Source organism: Streptococcus sp. UBA3373, assembly GCF_002360305.1.
In the GTDB taxonomy this organism is placed as follows: Bacteria; Bacillota; Bacilli; order Lactobacillales; family Streptococcaceae; genus Streptococcus; species Streptococcus alactolyticus.
In genome coordinates this window covers 6,861-26,129 of the sequence record NZ_DEQF01000004.1, presented here as the reverse complement: position 1 = coordinate 26,129, position 19,269 = coordinate 6,861, and the positions used below count along the sequence as shown (strand labels likewise).

Sequence of the window (19,269 nt, the reverse complement as noted above, 5' to 3'; positions counted from 1 at the left end):
GCCAACTTGATAAGCTGCTGGTCGAGTGTTGACCCCCCTTGGGTACCTGAGCGGGTAAAGTTGTTCCAAGCTGCACCGAAAATACGATAGATGTCAATCCCACGGTGTTTAAAGAAGCGTTTGTCTTCAATAGATGTGATGGCATTGACTAGGTTTAAAGGAATATCTTCTGTTGAAACACTTTCCCTTTTCTCTGAACCCAAGTTAGCAATAAGGTTATTGTTAGAGTCGTAAATCAAACTCGAATTAGTAGAAGAAAGCTTGCTTTCTGATAGTTTTGGAGCGCTGCTCACATAGTAGAAAAAGAGTCCAGCTCCAGCTATAACACCTACAATGACAAGCGTTACAAATGTAATCAGCCCATATTTGATAACACGCAAGACCGTGTCTTTTGAGTTTCTATTGGCTCTTTTTTTAGTGTTTTGTTTCTGTTTAATTGTCATCACCGCCTAAAATTTTTTGGTCAATAATATCTAAATAAGGAACTTGAGGTAGTGCCTGTGTTGCCACCAAATAACCATTTTTTTTGATATAATCAAGAGGCATTGATTTGGTTCCCAAATGAATTTGGTAAAAATCAACTAGGGCACTAGCTGGTAAAAAATAGGTTTCCTTTAGAGTCGAAAAATGGAGTAAGATAAAACAAATCCCACCTTGTTTTAAGACTCTGTCCATATGTTTTATTTGATGCGCATGAAAATTTTTGAGCGGCATAGATGTCTTTTGCCGAGTTTCTTTAGCTTCAAAGTCAACATAATATCCCTTATAGACGCCAGAGTAATCGGTAGTAGAGGCTTGTCGAAAATAAGCTTCCACAATCTTAGCTCGGCTTCGTTTGGGATAATCCACCTTAACAATTTGAATGGGTGTTGGTTTTTTGTAAATCACAGCGATATCACGAGATAGGTAATAATTATTGGTTTCGTTAATAGCTGCTTCAAAACTCATCCCACGATTAGCAAAGTTTACGGTGTTTTTTTCGCTTTTTTTACGTGGAGGTGTTGTTTGCCTCCGAACAAAATGAGGGTAATTAACCATAAAACTCCTATCTTTATTGATTAAATCAACATAGGTAGTCCTATTATAACATATTTTTTAAAAGGAGGCAGATATGAACGCAATTCTTGTGACGGGGTACCGCGGATTTGAATTGAGCATTTTTCAAGATAAGGACCCACGCATTGATGTGATCAAGGCGGCCATTCGAAAAGACCTTATCCATTATCTTGAAGAAGGGGTGGAGTGGTTTATTTTCACGGGCAATCTTGGCTTTGAATATTGGGCACTGCAAGTGGCTAAGAAATTGCAGGCGGATTACCCTTTTCAAATTGCCACGCTTTTCACCTTTGAAACTCAAGGCCAACAGTGGAACGAAGCCAATCAAGCCAAATTGGCAGATTTCAAGCAGGTTGATTTTGTCAAATACGCCTACGAAAGCTATGAGAACCCATCACAATTTCGACAATATAATCACTTTTTGGTTCAAAACACGCAAGGTGCCTACCTTTTTTATGATACTGAAAATGAAACCCAATTGAAATATTTGTTAAAAGTCATGCAAGAACAAGCAGATTACCCCATTACTTTTTTGACTTTTGAGCGTTTAAATGAATTTTTAGAAGATTGGTAAGACGTATCGGTCACAAGAAAATTAGAAGTAAATGCTTGATTTTTCTCTAATATTTCTGTACTATATAATTTGGTATCATGATTTCATGTGCCTTAGAATGGTTTTGGTTGGAGAGATAGAATGGCAAGTATTATTTATAGTCCTAAGGACATTTTTGAACAAGAGTTTAAAACCAGCATGCGTGGTTACGATAAGAAAGAAATTGACGAATTTTTGGATAATGTGATCCAAGATTACGAAAGTTATCTCACACAAATTCAAGAATTACGCGAAGAAAATGACCGCTTAAAACAACAATTAGCAGCAAAATCTAAGGCAAATGCGCAATCATCATACGTTTCTTCGCAAGCAGCAAGTGCACAACAAACACGTGTGGCACAATCTGCAACTAACTTCGATATTTTGAAACGCATTAGCCGTTTGGAAAAAGAAGTCTTTGGTAAACAAATCAATGGGTAATTTAAGCCTTAGTGCTTGAGTTATAAAAAACGTGCAATTTTTGGATAATCGCGTGGTGCATTTGGTATCATGAGGAAAGTCCATGCTAGCACCGGCTGTGATGCTGGTAGTGTTTGTGCTAGGTGAATCAATAAGCCTAGGGACATCTTTTTGGAAGGTGTTACGGCGAGCGAAAGGGCTAAGTCGTTAGATAGGTCTGAGTTGCTCTGAAAGTGCCACAGTGACGTAGTTTTTAGGGAAACCTAAAAAGTGGAACGCGGTAAACCCCTCAAGCTAGCAACCCAAACTTTGGTAGGGGCATGGGATAGTTGGAAGACGAACAATCTATCCTGACTGGAAACAGTAGACAGATGATTATCGAAGGAGGTAAGACCTAGTTACCTCTGGAACAAAACATGGCTTATAGAAAATTGCATATAGGTTGAGCTAGCTTAGGCTAGCTTTTATTTTGCAAATAACTGATATTTTAATGGTTCAAAAACCGTAAAACGTGATACACTTATAGATAAGTATTTGATGAAATAGGAATTAAGGAATGAAGAAAAACTTTAATTTAGTAGCGACATCGGCTGCGGGGCTGGAGGCGATTGTCGGGCGTGAAATTCGCGATTTAGGAATTGAGTGCCAGGTTGAAAATGGGAAGGTGCATTTTCAAGGGGATGTAAGAACGATCATTACGACCAATCTCTGGCTACGAGCGGCTGACCGCATCAAGATTGTCGTGGGGGAATTTCCAGCACGTACCTTTGAAGAATTGTTCCAAGGCGTTTATGCGCTTGATTGGGAAAATTACTTGCCTTTGGGAGCTAAATTTCCCATTGCCAAGGCCAAATGTGTGAAATCAAAGCTTCACAATGAGCCAAGTGTTCAAGCTATTAGTAAAAAAGCGGTCGTGAAAAAATTGCAAAAAGTGTATCACCGTCCTGACGGTGTGCCTTTGCAGGAAAATGGTGCAGAATTTAAAATTGAAGTATCCATTTTGAAGGACAAGGCAACGGTCATGATTGATACAACGGGGGCTAGCCTCTTTAAACGTGGTTACCGTGTGGAAAAAGGTGGTGCTCCGATTAAAGAAAACATGGCCGCAGCTATCATTGAGTTATCTAATTGGTATCCCGATAAGCCTTTTATCGACCCAACCTGTGGTTCAGGGACTTTCTGCATTGAGGCGGCTATGATTGGCATGAACATTGCTCCTGGTTTTAACCGTGATTTTGCTTTTGAAGCATGGAATTGGGTCGATGCGGATTTGGTTCAACAAGTTCGTGACGAAGCTGAAGCAAAAGCCGATTATGATATTGAGCTTGATATTTCAGGTTTTGATATTGATGGTCGGATGATTGAGATTGCGAAAAAGAACGCACAAGAAGCAGGACTTGCAGATGTCATCCAATTGAAACAAATGCGTCTTCAAGATTTAAAAACCGATAAAATCAACGGTGTTATCATATCAAACCCACCTTATGGCGAACGATTGCTGGATGACAAAGCGGTGGACATCTTGTATAATGAGATGGGACAAACTTTTGCTCCGCTCAAAACATGGAGCAAATTCATCTTGACCAGTGATGAACAGTTTGAACGCAAATACGGCTCGCAGGCTGATAAAAAACGAAAACTTTATAATGGAACACTGAGGGTTGATTTGTATCAATTTTATGGCGAACGTGTCAAACGCTCTGCCGTGCCATCAACCAAAGATAAGTGAGATTAGCTAGCAGTTAAGAGCCTATGTGATATAGAAATCTGATGTAGAGAGGTGAACAAGCGTGTCAGAAAAGAAAGAAAACCCATCTTCTCAAGAGCAAGATGGCTTGGATTTACAAGATGTCAAACACATGACCGTTGAAGAAGTTGCACAAAAGAATTCTGAAATCAAAGCCAGTGCAGGTGATTCTGACGGGGTGTTGGATAAGTATATTAAAGAACATAAAGACGAAGTCACATCACAAAAATTTGAGTCAAAAATATCGGATTTTGATGATTTGGACACGTTAGCTTTGGATGATTTTATCAAAAAGCAACGCGAAGAATTGGCTCAAAAAGGAATTATTGGCAATGCAGCCCTAAAAAGCGATTTACCTAAGCAGGCTGAAACACCTACTCCTGAACCTAAAGCTGTCCCAGTAGAAGATGCTACTGAAAAAGCGGATGCTAGGCCACAGGAGGAAACGCCTGCTTTTCAAATCAAGGACGAGCAGCCAGAACCTCAACCCCAGCCAGAGCAAGAGGCAACAGAGCTAGCAGACATCAAACCAGAACCATCTGTTAGCCCAGAGCCTACCCCTGCTGTTAGTAGTCCTGCCTTTACTGAGGAAAAGGACGACGATGACGCTTGGGAAGATGAGGAGCCTAAAAAGCTCACAAGAACCTTTATTATTGGTGGTGTAGCAACTTTGGTGCTTGCTATTTTTGGGATTGCCTATGGTTTGAATGCCAATAAAAACGACTCTAAAACAGTGCAGTCAAATACGTCGGTCACTAAAACATCGTCAGAAGAATCATCAAAAGAGAAAAAAGCAGCATCAGCCTTTGATTCTTATTATGATTCATTCTTTACAGATGATAAGAAAACCAGCTTGAAAAACAGCGCTTTTTCAAATCTGCCAACCTTGAAAGAAAAATTGGATGCTTTGAAAGGTACCAAGTCATACGATGCAGCTAAAAAAGATTATGATGCCTTGGATAAACAAATTGAAGCCATCCAATCTGTCAACAAACGCTTTGAATCTGATGTGATTGTTGATGGTAAAAAAGTTTCTGCAACGGTGAAATCAGATGCTAACTTTGACCAATTATCAAGCGACTTGCTAAAAACAGGCAATGCTAAACTAGATACCTTGTTACAATCAGCGATAACTGATGGTAAAGAACAATTGGAACAAGCAACAACTGCTAGTAGTGAAGCCGCTGCAAGTAGCAGTGAAGTAGCTAGTTCATCATCAAGTTCAAGCGAAGCGCCTGACTCTTCAACAGAAGCAAGTGACAGTGAGCAAAGTCAAACGGAAGCTAGCTCAACAACGCAAGAAGCATCATCAGATACGTCAACACCTGCAACAGCCAGCGTTTCAGGAGCGACAAGCTACGGTATTACGTCTTACAATCCTGCTATTTTGCAACGCAATCTTAGCCGTGTGCCTTATAATGAAAGTGCGATTGCAGACTCAAGCAACCCAGCTTGGACCTTTGCACCAGGTGTCCTTGAAAAAATCATTGATACCTCACACGCACGTGGCTATTTCTCAGGAAATGACTTTATCTTAGAAAAAGTCAATATCATCAACGACAATGGTTACTACAATATGTTCAAGGCTGATGGAACTTATCTGTTCTCTATCAACTGTAAAACGGGTTACTTCGTCGGAAATGCCGCTGGTCATTCAGATGTCTTGGATTACTAAAACTATAAAAGAGGACCGTAAGGTCTTCTTTTTTGCTATCAGAAAAGTTGTTTTTTAGTCGAAAAGTATTTTCAAAAATAGTGTGATTTTCAGAGAAAAAAATTGACGCTATAAAATGTAAGCGCTATAATTACAATAATAAAACAGAATACGAGGTGATAAAGATGGTAAAAGTTGCTATTGTGACTGGTGCTGGTCAGGGAATTGGTTTGGCGATTGCTAAACGTTTGCACGCTGACGGTTTTAAAATTGGTATTCTTGATTACAATCAAGAAACAGCTGAAAAAGCTGCGCAAGACATTTCACCGACAAATACCTTGCCTGTCGTGGCGGACGTGTCAAAACGTGAAGAAGTCGCTGCCGCCTTTGCTAAAGTTGTTGAGCATTTTGGTGATTTGTCTGTCGTGGTCAATAACGCTGGTGTTGCTCCGACAACGCCGCTAGAAAGCATTACAGAAGAAGTCTTTGAACGCACTTTTGCTATTAATGTTGGAGGTGTTATTTGGGGAGCGCAGGCTGCGTTGGCTCAGTTCAAGGCATTAGGACACGGCGGTAAAATCATCAATGCAACGTCGCAAGCAGGGGTCGTCGGCAATCCCAATCTGACGGTTTATGGTGGCAGTAAATTTGCTGTGCGTGGTATTACGCAAACCTTGGCGCGTGATTTGGCTAAGGACGGCATTACAGTAAATGCCTATGCTCCAGGTATTGTTAAGACACCAATGATGTATAGTATCGCTCACGAAGTAGGCAAAAATGCTGGCAAAGATGACGAATGGGGAATGCAAACTTTTGCCAAAGACATCACCCTACAACGCCTTTCAGAACCTGAGGACGTAGCCAATGCCGTTAGCTTTTTAGCTGGTCCAGATTCAGACTACATCACAGGACAAACCATTATCGTGGACGGCGGTATGCAATTCCACTAAAATGAAAGCAAACGAAAAAGCAGAGAGCATTTAAGCCTTCTCTGCTTTTTGTGTGGTCTTAGATGACATGGCGTTCAAATGGGTCGTCTGAAATGCCGTCTTGTAAAATGACTTTTGCCCATTCTTTTGCAGTAAAAAGACTGTGGTCCTTGTAGTTTCCGCAAGATTCAATGGTTGTACCTGGGACGTCATCCCAAGTTGTGACATTAGCGATTTCTTCGAGGCTAGATTTGATGACTTGGGCAATTTCTGTCGTGTTGTGCTCCCCCCACATCATCAAATGAAAACCTGTGCGGCATCCAAAAGGAGAGCAGTCAATCATACCATCAATGCGTTCACGAATTAATTTAGCAAATAAATGCTCAATCGTGTGTAGTCCTGCGGTTGGGATGGCATTTTCATTTGGTTGTACCAAACGCACATCAAAGTTAGAAATAACATCACCAACAGGCCCTTTTTCTTGTGAAATCAGGCGAATGTATGGTGCTTTCACAATTGTATGGTCCAATTCAAAGCTTTCTACGGTAACTTCTTTTTTAGACATAATAACCCCCTTTTTACTAGTATTCCTATCATAACATAAAATTTATTAAAACGCTTTAAAATTTTAAATTGTGAAAAAATTCGTTTTATGGTAAACTGGAAAGTAGTTTTCTATTAATGAAAATAGAATTAGTAGAAAATATTAAAAATAGAATATTGAGGTAAAAACGTGACAGATATTATTATTTTGATTGTTTTTGCCCTCATTGGTTTGATAGTTGGTTATGCCTTGATTTCGATTAGACTGAAGTCTGCAAAGAAAGCGGCAGAACTCACTCTTTTAAATGCCGAACAAGATGCTGTAAACTTACGTGGAAAAGCTGAGCAAGAAGCAGAGCAGATTCGACAAACAGCAGAGCGAGAAAGCAAATCTCACCGCAAAGAGATGCTAATCGAAGCTAAAGAAGAGGCTAGAAAATATCGTGAAGAGATTGAAAAAGAATTCAAGTCTGAAAGACAAGGGTTAAAGCAGTTAGAAATACGTTTGACAGAACGTGCTTATTCTCTTGATCGAAAAGACGAGAACTTAACTAACAAAGAAAAATTGTTGGAAAGCAAAGAGCAGAGTCTGACCGATAAAACTAAGCATATTAATGAGCGTGAAAAACAAATTGGAGAGCTAGAAGGCCAAAAGCAAGCTGAATTGGAACGTGTCGCAGTGATGACTATTGCAGAAGCGCGTGAGGTTATTTTGACCGAAACGGAAAATAACTTGACACACGAAATTGCAACGAAAATCAAAGACGCCGAACGTGAGATTCGTGACAAGTCAAGCAAAATGGCGAAAGACATTTTGGCGCAGGCCATGCAACGTATGGCTGGGGAATATGTGGCTGAGCAAACCATCACCACGGTCCACTTGCCAGATGACAGCATGAAGGGACGTATCATTGGACGCGAAGGGCGTAATATTCGGACCTTTGAAAGCTTGACAGGTGTGGATGTTATCATTGATGATACTCCTGAAGTGGTGGTCTTGTCAGGATTTGACCCCGTTCGTCGTGAAATTGCCCGCTTGACCCTTGAAGCTTTGATCCAAGATGGCCGTATTCACCCAGCTCGTATTGAAGAATTGGTTGAAAAAAATCGCCTAGAAATGGATCACCGCATCCGTGAATACGGTGAAGCAGCAGCCTTTGAAATTGGTGCCCTTAACCTTCACCCTGATCTCATCAAGATTATGGGACGCCTTCATTTCAGAACTTCTTATGGCCAAAACGTTCTTCAACACTCGATTGAAGTCGGTAAAATGGCTGGTATTTTAGCTGGAGAACTGGGTGAAAATGTGGCTTTGGCTCGACGTGCAGGCTTTTTGCATGACATGGGGAAAGCGATTGACCGTGAAGTGGAAGGAAGCCACGTTGAAATTGGTGCCGAATTTGCTCGCAAGTACAAGGAAAGCCCAGTGGTTGTCAATGCCATCGCCAGTCACCATGGTGATGTGGAACCTGAAAGCGTCATTGCTGTGCTTGTAGCCGCTGCGGATGCCTTGAGTTCTGCCCGCCCAGGTGCTCGTAATGAATCTATGGAAAATTACATTAAACGCCTGCGTGATTTGGAAAATATTGCGACAAGCTTTGATGGTGTTAAGAGCAGTTATGCCCTTCAAGCAGGGCGTGAAATTCGCATCGTTGTCCAACCGAATAAAATTTCAGATGACGAAGTGACCATCCTAGCTCACAAGGTTCGTGAGAAAATTGAAAATAATTTGGATTATCCAGGAAACATCAAGGTGACCGTTATTCGAGAACTTCGTGCCGTGGATTACGCCAAATAAAACGCTGTAAAAAGGAGGTGCTGAAAAGGTACTTCCTTTTGCTTTAGACAAGCGGCTAAAATGCCTTGAAAAATACCAGTATTTTTGGTACACTAATCTGTAGTTTAATTGATAAAAGATAAAACTTCACTTGTATTTTATAGTAAGGAGAGTGGCATGGCCGAACGTGGTTTGTTAATTGTTTTCTCAGGACCTTCTGGAGTTGGTAAGGGAACAGTTCGCCAAGAAATTTTTTCTACACCAGATCATCAATTTGAATATTCTGTTTCTATGACGACACGTCCAAAACGACCAGGAGAAGTTGATGGTGTTGATTACTTTTTCAGAACTCGTGAAGAATTCGAGGACTTGATTAAAAAAGGTCAAATGTTGGAATACGCCGAGTACGTTGGGAACTACTACGGTACACCACTCACTTACGTGAATGAAACGCTTGATAAAGGAATTGACGTTTTCCTTGAAATCGAGGTTCAAGGTGCCCTTCAGGTTAAGAAAAAAGTGCCAGACGGTGTCTTTATCTTCTTAACACCACCAGATTTAGATGAATTAAAAGACCGCTTGGTTGGAAGAGGAACTGACAGCGAGGAAGTGATTCGCCAACGTATCGAGCGCGCGAAAGAAGAAATTGCCTTGATGCGCGAATACGACTATGCTGTTGTTAATGATGAAGTGCCTTTGGCTGCTGAGCGAGTGAAACGCATTATTGAAGTGGAGCATTTCCGTGTGGACCGTGTGATTGGTCGCTACAATGATATGATTAAGCACATTGATTAAGAAAGGAAACCAATAGCTATGATGTTAAAACCTTCTATCGATACTTTATTGGATAAGGTTCCTTCAAAGTATTCTCTTTGTATTCTTCAAGCCAAACGTGCTCATGAGTTAGAAGCAGGGGCTAAACCAACACAAACCTTTACTTCTGTGAAACCAACCTTGCAAGCCCTTGAAGAAATTGAATCAGGGAACGTGGTGATTCACCCAAATCCAGAAGCTAAACGCGCAGCTGTTCGTGCTCACATCGAAGCTCAACGTTTAGAAAAAGAAGAAGAAGAACGTAAAATCAAAGAACAAATTGCAAAAGAAAAAGAAGAAGGCGAAAAAATCTAAGGTGTTTTATCTTAGATTTTTCTTATAACTAACATTTTAGCCCTCAAGGGCAAGACCAGCCAGAAAGGGAAGTGAAGATGAAAATAGCACAGGTGATTGTAGATATCCCGCTGAAGCAGACAGATAAGCTTTTTTCTTACCTTGTTCCAGAAGTGTTTTGCCAACAAATTCAGCTCGGTTCTAGGGTTCATGTGCCTTTTGGTCGTGGCAACAGGCTCTTACAGGGCTTTGTCGTTGGTTTCTTGGAGGCGTCAGGGCAAGACCTTGACGGCTTGAAAGCCATTGAAGCGGTTTTGGATTTTGAGCCTGTTTTAAACGAAGAGCAGCTGTTTTTAGCAGACCAAATGCGCCACACCGTTTTTTCTTATAAAATTTCAATCTTAAAAGCCATGCTGCCTAATCTCTTGAATTCGCATTATGACAAGCGTTTGATGCCTATGGATACCTTAGGTGAGGCAGATAGGTTGGCTTTGTTTGGGCAAGATGAGAGCCGCTTGTATTCGTCTTTATCCCAAGATGAAATTAAGCTGGTGTCCCAATTGGTGCACAATGGCAAGCTTTCAGTGACCTATTTGGCTAAGGACAAGAAAAGCATCAAAACGGAAAAATATTATCAGGTTCAAGTTGAACAACTTCATCTGGCAGCTATTTCCAACCGCGCTAAAAAGCGTTTGGCCTTGCGTGATTACTTGTTGGAAAATCCTAGCGAGGGCAAATTAGCAGATTTGCATCAGCTCTTTTCACGCGAAGTGGTCAAATTTTTTGTGGATAATGCCTTGATAACCGTTGTTGAAAAAGAGAAAAAGCGTTCAGATGCGTATTTTAATGTGGCAACGACGGATTTTCTGGCTTTAAATGCTGAGCAACAAAAGGTTGTAGATACGGTAACCAATCAAATTGGACAAGAAAGCAAGCCATTTTTGCTGGAAGGTGTTACAGGTTCTGGTAAGACAGAAGTGTATTTGCATATTATCGATAAGGTTTTGAAACTGGGAAAAACGGCGATTGTTTTAGTGCCTGAAATTTCACTGACACCGCAGATGACCAATCGCTTTATCTCACGTTTTGGCAAGCAAGTTGCTATTATGCATTCGGCTTTGTCAGATGGTGAAAAGTTTGATGAGTGGCGAAAAATCAAGTCTGGTCAAGCGCGTGTAGTAGTCGGTGCTCGTTCGGCTATTTTTGCCCCAGTTGAGAATATTGGTGCGATTATTATTGATGAGGAGCATGAGGCGACTTATAAGCAAGAATCGAGTCCACGTTACCACGCTAGAGATGTGGCACTTTTGCGTGCTAAATACCATAAAGCTGTTTTGCTGCTAGGTTCTGCGACTCCAAGTATTGAGAGCCGTGCACGTGCCAGCCGAGATGTTTATCGCTTCTTGCAATTAACCCACCGTGCCAATCCCTTAGCTAGAATTCCAAAGGTTGAGATTGTGGATTTCAGGGATTATGTTGGGCAACAAGAATTGAGTAATTACACGCCATATCTCTTGGAGAAAATTGCGGACCGTTTGGAAAAGAAAGAGCAAATCGTGCTCATGCTTAACCGCCGTGGTTATTCTAGCTTTATCATGTGCCGTGATTGTGGCTACGTGGATGAGTGCCCTAATTGCGATATTTCATTGACCTTGCACATGGATACCAAGACCATGAATTGCCATTATTGTGGTTTTGAGAAAGCCATTCCGCGTCATTGTCCTAATTGTCAAAGTCCTAGCATTCGGTATTATGGCACAGGAACCCAGAAAGCCTATGACGAATTGGCTAGTATTTTTCCCCATGCTCGTATTTTGCGAATGGATGTGGATACCACGCGTCAAAAAGGGGCTCATCAACGTTTGTTGGATGCTTTTGACCATCATGAAGCGGATATTTTGCTAGGCACACAGATGATTGCCAAGGGACTTGATTTTCCAAATGTCACCTTGGTTGGGGTGCTAAATGCGGATACTTCGCTTAATTTACCTGATTTTAGGTCATCCGAACGTACTTTTCAATTGTTGACTCAGGTAGCTGGACGAGCTGGACGGGCTGAAAAAACAGGAGAAGTGCTCATTCAGACCTATAATCCCAATCATTACGCCATTCAATTGGCTCAAAAGCAGGATTATGAAGCCTTTTACGCCTATGAAATGAACATTCGTCGGCGACTGGCCTATCCGCCTTATTATTTCACGGTTGGCTTGACCTTGTCACACAAGGATGAACACACGGTGACTCGCAAATCATTTGAGATTTTGCAACTTTTGAAGCAGCAATTGTCAGACAAAATCAAAATTCTTGGTCCAACACCAAAGCCCATCGCCAGAACACACAATCTTTACCACTACCAAATCATCGTGAAATACCGATTTGAAAACCATTTGGAAGCCGTGTTAAATCAGATTTTGGACTTGACGCAGTTGCCAGAAAACAAAGATTTGCGTTTGGTGATTGATTATGAGCCACAAAATGTGATGTAGCCCGTTACTATGCTATAATGAAAGAAAATCTTTGTGAGAGGAAAAAACATGACAAATATTATTTTTATGGGAACGCCTGATTTTTCAGCGACCGTTTTAGAAGGTTTGTTAGCTGATAAGGCCTACAATATCCTAGCAGTTGTGACCCAGCCAGACCGCGCTGTTGGGCGCAAAAAGGAAATCAAAATGACCCCTGTTAAGGAAGTCGCCCTAGCTCACAACCTCCCTGTTTATCAGCCTGAAAAATTATCAGGTTCAGAAGAAATGGCTGAGCTGATGACTTTGGGAGCTGATGGTATTGTGACGGCTGCTTTTGGGCAATTTTTACCAACGAAATTGTTGGATTCTGTTGATTTTGCGGTGAATGTTCACGCATCGCTATTGCCAAAATACCGTGGCGGTGCACCTATTCATTATGCCATTATCAATGGTGATAAAGAAGCTGGCGTGACCATTATGGAAATGGTTAAAGAAATGGATGCTGGCGACATGATTGCCAAGGATGCAACATCGATTACCGATGAGGATAATGTGGGGACTATGTTTGACAAATTGGCGATTTTAGGCCGTGATTTGTTGTTGAGAACCCTCCCTGATTACATTGCAGGTAATATCACCCCTGAGCCACAAGACAGTAGCCAAGCGACCTTTTCACCTAATATTACCCCAGAAGAAGAACGCATTGATTGGCATCGACCAGCGCGTGATGTTTTCAATCATATTCGTGGTTTGAATCCATGGCCCGTGGCCCATACTTTGCTTGACGGCAAACGTTTCAAGATTTACGAGGCAAGTATAGCTCAAGGGCAAGGCAAACCAGGTGAAATCATTGAAAAAGGTAAAAAATCATTGGTAGTGGCCACTAGTGATGGTGCTATTGCGCTGAAAACAGTGCAACCAGCTGGAAAACCACGCATGAGCATTGTGGATTTTCTAAATGGTGTCGGACGCAAACTTGAGGTAGGTGACGTTATTGGCGAATGATTGGAAACAACAAGCACGCGGCGTAGCCTTACACGTTTTAGAAAATGTCTTTGAGGACGGGGCTTATTCTAACATTGCCCTCAATCAAGAACTCAAGCAAAGCACGCTATCACCTAAAGATAAAGCGTTGGTGACGGAGATTGTCTATGGCACTGTCGCGCGCAAAATCACGTTGGAATGGTACCTAGCGCATTATATCAAAGACCGCGATGAGCTAGAACCTTGGGTGTACGATCTCTTGATGCTGAGCCTTTACCAACTCTTGTATTTGGATAAAATGCCTGCGCACGCGGTGGTTAATGATGCGGTGACCATTGCCAAAAAACGCAGCCACCAAAAAGGTGCGGAGAAATTGGTCAATGCTGTTTTGCGTCGCTTTGCTCAAGAAGAACTGCCCAAACCAGCAGATATTAAGCGAAAAAACAAACGCTATTCGGTGCAATATTCTTTACCCGTGTGGCTAGTTAAAAAGCTAATTGACCAATTTGGTGAGAAGCGAGCTTTGGCTATTATGCAGAGCCTCTTTGTTCGCAATAAAGCCAGCATTCGTGTGACAAATCCAGAAAAATTGCCTGAGATTAAGGCAGCCACAGGTGCGGAAAATTCTCTTTTGTCTCCTGTTGGATTGGTAAAAACATCAGGGCATTTTGCTGGGACAAACTACTTCGCAGACGGAGATATTACCATTCAGGACGAATCCAGCCAGTTAGTTGCCCCAACGCTTGCCATTCAAGGCGATGAAACGATTTTAGATGCTTGTGCGGCACCAGGTGGCAAAACAACCCACATGGCCTCTTACCTCAACAATGGCCATATCACAGCACTTGACTTGTATGACCACAAATTACAACTGGTCATGGAAAATGCCGAGCGCCTTCACGTTGCTGATAAAATCACAACGCAAAAACTAGATGCGACTAAAGTACATGAGCATTTTGCAGAAGATTCTTTTGATAAAATCTTAGTCGACGCCCCTTGCTCAGGTATTGGGCTGATTCGTCGAAAACCGGATATCAAATACAACAAAGACAATCAAGATTTCACCGCTTTGCAAGAAATTCAGCTGCAAATACTTGATAGCGTTTGTCAAACCTTGCGTAAAGGTGGTATAATAACTTATAGCACTTGTACGATTTTTGATGAGGAAAATGTTCAAGTTATTCGCAAATTTTTAGACACTCATCCAAATTTTGAGCAAGTAAACCTGAGTCATACGCAAGACGATATTGTTAAAAATGGTTGCTTAGTCATCACTCCAGAGCAATATCATACCGACGGGTTCTTTATAGGACAGGTCAGACGTATCTTGTAACTTCAAGGAGGAAACTGACACAGTCAGAGGAAAAACTATGAAAATTTCACTTGTAACTGATATCGGACAAAAACGTTCAAACAATCAGGATTTTATTAATAAATTTGATAACAAACAGGGTATTACCTTAGTCATTTTAGCAGATGGTATGGGTGGTCATCGTGCAGGTAATATTGCTAGTGAAATGACCGTTACCGATCTTGGACGTGAATGGGTGAATACGGATTATACCGAATTGAGCCAAATTCGTGATTGGTTCTTGGTTTCATTAGAAAATGAGAACAAAAAAGTTTACGAACTTGGTCAGACAGATGAGTTCAAAGGCATGGGAACAACTGTTGAAGCCCTAGCCATTGTCGATAACAACGTGATTTATGCACACGTGGGCGATTCGCGTATTGGCCTTTTGCGTCATGGAGAATATCAACTTTTAACAAGTGACCATTCTTTGGTTAATGAATTGGTGAAAGCTGGTCAATTAACAGAAGAAGAAGCGGCTAATCACCCACAAAAAAATATCATCACACAATCAATTGGACAAGCTAATCCTGTTGAACCTGACCTTGGTGTTCAGATGTTAGAAGAAAATGATTATTTGATTATCAATAGTGACGGTTTAACCAATATGATTACCAACGACGAAATCGTTGAAATTTTGAATCAAGATAAGAACCTTGATGAAAAAAATAAAGAGCTCGTTAGTCTTGCTAATGATAGAGGAGGACTTGATAACATCACTATTGCTTTAATCCACGTTGAAAGTGAGGAAGTTTAATGATTCAGATTGGCAAGTTGTTTGCTGGTCGTTATCGGATCCTTAAATCTATCGGACGGGGAGGAATGGCGGATGTTTATCTAGCAAAAGATTTAATTCTAGATAATGAAGAAGTGGCTATCAAGGTGCTTCGGACCAATTATCAGACAGATCAGATTGCCGTAGCACGTTTCCAACGAGAAGCCCGTGCCATGGCAGAGCTTAATCATCCCAATATCGTTTCCATCCGAGATATTGGTGAAGAAGACGGACAGCAATTCCTAGTAATGGAATATGTTGATGGGTCAGATTTGAAAAAATACATCCAAGATAACGCACCGCTTGCTAATAATGAAGTGGTCAGAATCATGGAAGAAGTCTTGTCAGCCATGACCCTAGCCCATCAACAAGGTATTGTTCACCGTGATTTGAAACCCCAAAATATCTTATTAACCAAAGACGGAACGGTTAAAGTAACGGACTTTGGTATTGCCGTAGCCTTTGCGGAAACAAGCTTGACCCAAACCAATTCCATGTTGGGAAGTGTGCATTATTTGTCACCAGAGCAAGCGCGTGGCTCAAAAGCGACGGTCCAAAGTGATATTTATGCGATGGGGATTATGTTGTTTGAAATGTTGACAGGTCACATTCCTTATGATGGGGATTCAGCCGTGACCATTGCTTTGCAACATTTCCAAAAGCCTCTTCCATCGATTATTGCTGAGAATAAAAATGTCCCTCAAGCCTTGGAAAATGTGGTTATTAAGGCAACTGCCAAGCGTCTCAGTGACCGTTATGCGTCAACGTATGAAATGAGCCGTGATTTGATGACTGCCCTTTCTTATAACCGCAGTCGCGAGCCTAAGCTTGTTTTTGAGGACACTGAAAGTGCCAAACCGTTACCAAAAGTAACCACAACTACTTCAGTGCCATCAACAACCGAGCAGCTATTGCAAAAGCAAAAATCTGCCAAGGAAAAAGAAGGCAAGGACATTGAGGAAGTACCACCACAAAACAAGAAAAAGAGCCATCAAAAAAAATCGCGTCGAATGTCAGGAACGTTGATGAAGATTTTGATTGCTATTGTGGCTATCGTGGTTGCGGTCTTTACTTATTTGACCTTGACAACGCCATCGACTGTCAGAGTGCCTGATGTCGCTGAAACAAGCTTATCAGAAGCCAAGAAAACCATCGAAGAATCAGGACTTGAGGTTGGTGCCATCCACAAAGTTAATAATGATACGGTTAAGAAAAACCATGTCATCAAGACTAGCCCGACAATTGGTTCTGCCAAAAAAGAAGGCTCTGCTATTGACATCTATGTGTCAAAAGGCAGTGCTGGATTTAAGATCAAGGACTACTCAGGTAAGGATTACGAAGAGGCGATAAAAGACTTGGTTGACAATCACGGTGTGTCAGAATCTCAAATCACAGTTGAAAAAGTGACGACTTCTGATTATCCTGAAGGTACTATTATCAGTCAAAGTCCGAGCGAAGGCTCAATCTTTAATCCAAAAGGCGATAAGAAAATTACCTTTAAAGTAGCTGAGGAAGATACCGTTGTGATGCCAAATCTAGTTGGTTACACTTATTCAGAAGCTGTGGCGGCTTTGAATGCTTTGGGTATTCCTAGTTCGCATATAACAGTTTACCAAGCAACGTCAGGAACAAGCAATTATAGCCAAGTACCTGCACCGTCGGCTTCTGCAACGGTTGTTTCTCAAACGCCTTACTATGGTAACCAACTTGATGACAGTGTTACCCTTTACTTCTCAGCAGATGAAGAAGTGACACCAACCACACCGTCTGCGCCAACGACAGAAACGTCTAAATCAAAAGCGTCAAGTTCGGTTCCGTCATCATCTTCATCAAGTAGCAGTAGTGGCACAGAAACACCAGCAACGTCATCAAGCGACACTACTGTGGATAATAGTTCGGTGCCAGAAAGTAGCGAAAACTAGAAGTAAATAATAAACAAAAAAGAAGGTTTCACACCTTCTTTTTTGCGTTTAAAAGCGGTTCATCGTTTTTCTGGTCTTAGCTGCTAGCAGCTGATTTTTTAAATAGTTTTTGATAAAATGACAGAAAAAGAAAGGGATAGTAATGCGCAAAGTTCAATTTTTCCTCGTTGTCGAAACCGTACTATTGGTGATGGGGCTGCTGACCATCATGTCTAATAATCTATCTAGCTTCATTTTGATTCTTGTTTTGATTTTAATGGCTCTTCGCTTTTACAATCAAGACCAACGCCATAATTTTTTATTGACCATTGGCCTGGTGCTTTTGTTTTTGATTTTGATGTTGAATCCCTACATTATCATGGCTATTGTACTGGGGGTTGTTTATGTGGTTATCAATCATTTTTCCCAAGTGAAGAAGAAAAATCGCTACGCTTTGATCCGATTTCGTGAAGAAGATTTAAAAGCTAAGCCCATTCGGAGCCAGTGGATAGGCTCGCACACGCATGACAGTGATTTTTACGCCTTTGATGATATCAATATCATCCGTCTGACAGGAAGTGACACGATTGATTTGAGCAGGGTTATTGTGACGGGCAAGAATAATGTCGTGATCATTCGCAAGATTTATGGACCAACTAAAATCCTTGTCCCAATTGATGTGTCTGTTAAGTTGGAAACGGCTGCTATTTATGGTAGTGTCCGCTATTTTGATTTTGAGGAATACGATTTGCGAAATGAATCCTTGAAATTATGGCACGAAGACGAGGAAGCTCTCAAAGTGGTTAAAATCATTGTGAGCACATTGGCTGGAGATATTGAGGTGGTTCGCAAGTGAAAAAACATTATTTTTTGCTATTTATCTTGTATGCAAGTATTATCATCATTTCGATTGTTGCCGTAGTGCTAGACAGCCTTGGCATTCATTTGCAGCAAGTTCTTACCAATTTTTGGGTTGCTAGGAAATTCCTTTTCTCCATTGTCTTTTTAATTCTCGCCGTGACCATTTTGCTGTTGCTGCTGTGGGTGATTATGGATGATAATAGCAAGCGAGGCGTCAATCAAAATTTACGTCGTATTTTAAACAACCAACCACTGGATTTGAATGAAGATACAGAAATCAACACCAATCTGTTACGCCTTTCAAACAAAATGCGGCATTTGACGACTAGTTTACAAAACACAGAAAACAGTCGTATCCAAAGCAGTCAGGAAATCGTGGAGCAAGAAAGAAAGCGGATCGCGCGTGATTTACATGATACCGTGAGCCAAGAATTATTTGCCTCGTCTATGATTTTGTCGGGCTTGTCGATGAATTTGCCTCAAATTGAGCAAAAACAAGTTGCTGTCCAACTGTCAGCTGTGGAAAATATGTTGCAAAATGCCCAAAAAGACCTACGGATTTTGCTGCTGCATTTGCGTCCTACTGAGTTAGAAAATAAAACTCTTTCAGAAGGTTTTGATATCCTATTGAAAGAATTAACAGATAAGAGTAATATAGAGGTTGTTTATAAAAAACATATTGGCTCATTGCCTAAAAAAATAGAAGACAATGTCTTTCGAATTGCTCAGGAATTTATCAGCAACACCTTGAAACACGCTAAAGCTAGTCGTTTGGAAGTTTACCTCAATCAGACGGCGACGGAATTTCAGCTCAAAATGGTGGATAACGGTGTGGGATTTGATATGGACGCCAACCGTGAATTGAGTTATGGGTTAAACAACATTGAAGAACGTGTGGATGACATGGCTGGGACGCTGACATTGCTAAGTCAAAAAGGAAAAGGGGTTTCGATGGACATTCGTCTTCCCCTAGTAGGAGGAAAAAGCGAGGAGAAGAATGACCCAGAAGATTAGTGTGATTTTAGTAGATGACCACGAGATGGTGCGTTTAGGCTTGAAAAGTTTTTTGGATTTGCAACCAGATGTTGAGGTGATTGGCGAGGCCAG

At 41.2% G+C, this 19,269-nt stretch carries 18 protein-coding genes, 1 other RNA gene and 1 pseudogene; 17 read left to right on the top strand and 3 right to left on the bottom strand.

The window, feature by feature from the left end:
• Together B3R79_RS00815 and recU are read right to left on the bottom strand one after the other, a co-directional pair.
• A partial coding sequence (locus B3R79_RS00815) for a transglycosylase domain-containing protein (RefSeq protein ID WP_293693168.1) occupies nucleotides 1–443 on the bottom strand: 443 nt, incomplete at its 3' end.
• Nucleotides 433–1,038, bottom strand: a complete 606-nt coding sequence (gene recU, locus B3R79_RS00810) for a Holliday junction resolvase RecU (RefSeq protein ID WP_154454651.1) — start codon at nucleotides 1,036–1,038, stop codon at nucleotides 433–435. The genes recU and B3R79_RS00815, both read right to left, overlap by 11 nt.
• Nucleotides 1,039–1,111: 73 nt before the next feature.
• On the opposite strand from recU, the gene B3R79_RS00805 reads away from it, so the two are divergent.
• The 6 genes from B3R79_RS00805 to B3R79_RS00780 all read left to right on the top strand — a co-directional run bounded on the left by B3R79_RS00805 (nucleotide 1,112) and on the right by B3R79_RS00780 (nucleotide 6,419).
• On the top strand, nucleotides 1,112–1,630 hold the full coding sequence (locus B3R79_RS00805; RefSeq protein WP_154454650.1) for a DUF1273 domain-containing protein: 519 nt from the start codon (nucleotides 1,112–1,114) through the stop codon (nucleotides 1,628–1,630).
• 120 nt (nucleotides 1,631–1,750) lie between these two features.
• On the top strand, nucleotides 1,751–2,089 hold the full coding sequence (gene gpsB, locus B3R79_RS00800) for a cell division regulator GpsB (RefSeq protein ID WP_168261325.1): 339 nt from the start codon (nucleotides 1,751–1,753) through the stop codon (nucleotides 2,087–2,089).
• A 36-nt stretch (nucleotides 2,090–2,125) separates the two neighbouring features.
• Nucleotides 2,126–2,497, top strand: an RNA gene (rnpB, locus tag B3R79_RS00795) — RNase P RNA component class B.
• 127 nt (nucleotides 2,498–2,624) lie between these two features.
• Nucleotides 2,625–3,797, top strand: a complete 1,173-nt coding sequence (locus tag B3R79_RS00790; protein WP_168261324.1) for a THUMP domain-containing class I SAM-dependent RNA methyltransferase — start codon at nucleotides 2,625–2,627, stop codon at nucleotides 3,795–3,797.
• Between the two features lie 61 nt (nucleotides 3,798–3,858).
• On the top strand, nucleotides 3,859–5,490 hold the full coding sequence (locus B3R79_RS00785; RefSeq protein ID WP_293693167.1) for a cell division site-positioning protein MapZ family protein: 1,632 nt from the start codon (nucleotides 3,859–3,861) through the stop codon (nucleotides 5,488–5,490).
• Nucleotides 5,491–5,654: 164 nt separating this feature from the next.
• A complete protein-coding gene (locus B3R79_RS00780) occupies nucleotides 5,655–6,419 on the top strand; it encodes a (S)-acetoin forming diacetyl reductase (RefSeq protein ID WP_168261322.1) in 765 nt (254 codons plus the stop codon).
• Nucleotides 6,420–6,477: 58 nt separating this feature from the next.
• Here B3R79_RS00780 and B3R79_RS00775 read toward each other — a convergent pair whose 3' ends face one another.
• Nucleotides 6,478–6,963 carry an S-ribosylhomocysteine lyase gene (locus B3R79_RS00775; protein WP_154454646.1) on the bottom strand — a complete coding sequence of 162 codons (486 nt, stop codon included), beginning with the start codon at nucleotides 6,961–6,963 and terminating at the stop codon, nucleotides 6,478–6,480.
• Nucleotides 6,964–7,131: 168 nt separating this feature from the next.
• Between B3R79_RS00775 and B3R79_RS00770 the strand changes: the two genes are divergently transcribed.
• The 11 genes and pseudogenes from B3R79_RS00770 to B3R79_RS00720 form a co-directional block, all read left to right on the top strand.
• Nucleotides 7,132–8,739 (top strand): ribonuclease Y, encoded by a 1,608-nt coding sequence (locus B3R79_RS00770; protein WP_168261321.1) that lies wholly within the window; start codon nucleotides 7,132–7,134, stop codon nucleotides 8,737–8,739.
• A 156-nt stretch (nucleotides 8,740–8,895) separates the two neighbouring features.
• Nucleotides 8,896–9,513 (top strand): guanylate kinase, encoded by a 618-nt coding sequence (gene gmk, locus B3R79_RS00765; RefSeq protein WP_154454645.1) that lies wholly within the window; start codon nucleotides 8,896–8,898, stop codon nucleotides 9,511–9,513.
• Between the two features lie 18 nt (nucleotides 9,514–9,531).
• Nucleotides 9,532–9,846: a DNA-directed RNA polymerase subunit omega gene (rpoZ, locus tag B3R79_RS00760; protein ID WP_154454644.1), complete on the top strand. Its 315-nt coding sequence runs from the start codon at nucleotides 9,532–9,534 to the stop codon at nucleotides 9,844–9,846.
• A gap of 71 nt (nucleotides 9,847–9,917) precedes the next feature.
• A complete protein-coding gene (locus tag B3R79_RS00755) occupies nucleotides 9,918–12,311 on the top strand; it encodes a primosomal protein N' (protein ID WP_293693166.1) in 2,394 nt (797 codons plus the stop codon).
• Between the two features lie 48 nt (nucleotides 12,312–12,359).
• Entirely contained in the window at nucleotides 12,360–13,295 is a 936-nt protein-coding gene (fmt, locus tag B3R79_RS00750; protein ID WP_168261319.1) for a methionyl-tRNA formyltransferase, read from the top strand.
• Entirely contained in the window at nucleotides 13,285–14,607 is a 1,323-nt protein-coding gene (gene rsmB / locus B3R79_RS00745; protein ID WP_293693165.1) for a 16S rRNA (cytosine(967)-C(5))-methyltransferase RsmB, read from the top strand. The genes fmt and rsmB overlap by 11 nt, the downstream gene beginning before the upstream one ends.
• A 37-nt stretch (nucleotides 14,608–14,644) precedes the next feature.
• Complete coding sequence (locus B3R79_RS00740) at nucleotides 14,645–15,382, top strand: Stp1/IreP family PP2C-type Ser/Thr phosphatase (protein WP_154454640.1); 738 nt, start codon at nucleotides 14,645–14,647, stop codon at nucleotides 15,380–15,382.
• Nucleotides 15,382–17,322 carry a Stk1 family PASTA domain-containing Ser/Thr kinase gene (pknB, locus tag B3R79_RS00735; RefSeq protein WP_293693164.1) on the top strand — a complete coding sequence of 647 codons (1,941 nt, stop codon included), beginning with the start codon at nucleotides 15,382–15,384 and terminating at the stop codon, nucleotides 17,320–17,322. Before B3R79_RS00740 ends, pknB begins: the two co-directional genes overlap by 1 nt.
• 142 nt (nucleotides 17,323–17,464) lie before the next feature.
• A complete protein-coding gene (liaF, locus tag B3R79_RS00730; protein WP_154454638.1) occupies nucleotides 17,465–18,157 on the top strand; it encodes a cell wall-active antibiotics response protein LiaF in 693 nt (230 codons plus the stop codon).
• A complete protein-coding gene (locus B3R79_RS00725; protein WP_293693163.1) occupies nucleotides 18,154–19,176 on the top strand; it encodes a sensor histidine kinase in 1,023 nt (340 codons plus the stop codon). Before liaF ends, B3R79_RS00725 begins: the two co-directional genes overlap by 4 nt.
• Nucleotides 19,160–19,269: pseudogene (locus tag B3R79_RS00720) on the top strand (DNA-binding response regulator); the annotation flags it as partial. The gene B3R79_RS00725 and the pseudogene B3R79_RS00720, both read left to right, overlap by 17 nt.